The organism is Kitasatospora sp. MY 5-36 (genome assembly GCF_001182915.1).
GTDB lineage: Bacteria > Actinomycetota > Actinomycetes > Streptomycetales > Streptomycetaceae > Kitasatospora.
In genome coordinates, this window is sequence record NZ_LFVW01001139.1 from 1 (window position 1) to 1,718 (window position 1,718).

Sequence of the window (1,718 nt, forward strand, 5' to 3'; positions counted from 1 at the left end):
CGCGTTGCCCGGGGTGCCGGGCGCCGGCTGGCCGGAGCCGGTCGAGGCGCTCGGCGAGGGGGTGGCCGTCACCGGGTGCTCGGCCGCTGCCTTCGCCGGCCCGTGCTGACCGCCCTTGGCCAGCATGCCGACGCCGACCGCGCCCGCGCCGACGACGAGCACGGTGAGGCCCACCGCCCAGGCACGCGGCACCACCTTCGAAGGGCCGCCGTCCCCGCCCCGGACCTCCTTGACGAAGGCCGCCACCATGTTCCGCCGGTCCGTACCGTCCTGCTCGGCCTCAGCCATGATCAACCTCCACGGGCGCGGGCGGGCGCGCGGCCCCCCGACCGAATACGACATGTTCCGGTGCGGGCGCCCGGACGAACAGCCCGTGCCGCTCCGCACACTGATGGTTCGACGGAGCGTGCGCGAGCGGGCGCCGTCGCCGTCTCGCAACCGATCCGAACATCTCAGGCCCCGGCTGCGTAGAACGGAGTGACGGCACGTGACGCAGACCTCCCGACGCGGCTCAGCTGGCGCGACCGCACGGGAGACGGAGAGAGGGAAGGCCGGTTATGCCGACCATAGGCATCGTCGAGGACCACCGCATGACACGCATGGGGATCGAGCAGGTCCTGGCCCGCAGCCCCCGGCTGGAAGTGATCGCCTCGGTGGACACCGTGCACGACCTGGCCGAGAGCGGGCTCCGCCCCGACGTGGTGGTGCTGGACCCCACCCCCTACTCCGGCACGTCCGTCCTGCACGTGATCGGCGCCCTGAGCGCCACCAGCGCGGTCCTGGTCCTCTCCCCGTCGGCCGAGCCCAGGGACCTGCTGACCGCGCTCAAGGCCGGCGCGTACGGCTTCGTCACCAAGCACGCCGACGACACCGAGTTCCTGTCCGCCGTCGAGGCGGTCGCCCGCGGCAGCTTCTACCTCGCGGCCGGCCTGGGCGGCCACCTCCACTCCGAGCTGAGCCGTCGCAGCCCCGGCGAGAGCCAGGGCCTGGCCCGCCGCGAGGTGGAGACGCTGCGGCTGATCGCCCAGGGCTACACCCACGGCCAGATCGCCCGGCTGATGGCACTCAGCGAAGCCACCGTCAACACCTACGTGAAGCGGATCCGGGCCAAGCTCAACGCCGGCAACAAGGCGGAGCTGACCCGCAAGGCGATCGAACTGGGCTACGTCGACGAGACCGGCCCCGAGCCGGCGGCCTCCCCCGGCCCGACGGCTCCCGCCGCGGTGGCGGACCCCCTCCGGTTCGGCGTCCCGGAGCAGCTGAGGGTCCACCAGCTCAGCGGGCGCTAGGCCGTCCGACCGGCCGCCCGACCGGCCGCCCGGGACCGGCCGGGGCAGGACCGGGCGGCGGTCCGCCCGGCAGGCCGTCCGGCTCACAGGTGGTGTCCGAACGCGGCGAGGTTCTGGAACACGCCGAACACCCCGAGCGCCAGCGGCACCGCGGCCACCCCGCAGAGCGTGCCCAGCACGTTCAGCGCCGGCGGCCGCGCGGCCTCGCGGGCCGCCGTACGGCGGAAGGACAGCGCCACCCCGGTGCCCGCCATCAGCACCCCGACCACGCAGAGCGCCACCGGGCCGACCCAGCCGGGAGCCGCCATCGCCTCGGGCGCGAACAGCAGGGTGGTGGCCAGGCCGACCGCGCCGGCCACCACCACGGGGGCCGCCTCGGCGAGCAGCCGGAAGGTTCCCGCCCGCAGCAGCGCGGCGACCGCCAGGCAG

The 1,718-nt window shown here is 75.1% G+C and carries 1 protein-coding gene and 2 pseudogenes; 1 reads left to right on the top strand and 2 read right to left on the bottom strand.

What is annotated here, in order from left to right:
* Positions 1–288, bottom strand: a pseudogene (locus AE652_RS40870) (hypothetical protein); the annotation flags it as partial.
* Positions 289–557: 269 nt separating this feature from the next.
* Here AE652_RS40870 and AE652_RS40875 point away from each other — a divergent pair.
* On the top strand, positions 558–1,289 hold the full coding sequence (locus tag AE652_RS40875; RefSeq protein WP_049660980.1) for a response regulator transcription factor: 732 nt from the start codon (positions 558–560) through the stop codon (positions 1,287–1,289).
* An 83-nt stretch (positions 1,290–1,372) separates the two neighbouring features.
* Here AE652_RS40875 and AE652_RS40880 read toward each other — a convergent pair.
* A pseudogene (locus AE652_RS40880) lies at positions 1,373–1,718 on the bottom strand (hypothetical protein); the annotation flags it as partial.

Coding starts and splice junctions, on each gene's coding strand:
- AE652_RS40875 (WP_049660980.1), top strand. CDS start 558: ATGCCGACCATAGGCATCGTCGAGGACCACCGCATGACACGCATGGGG.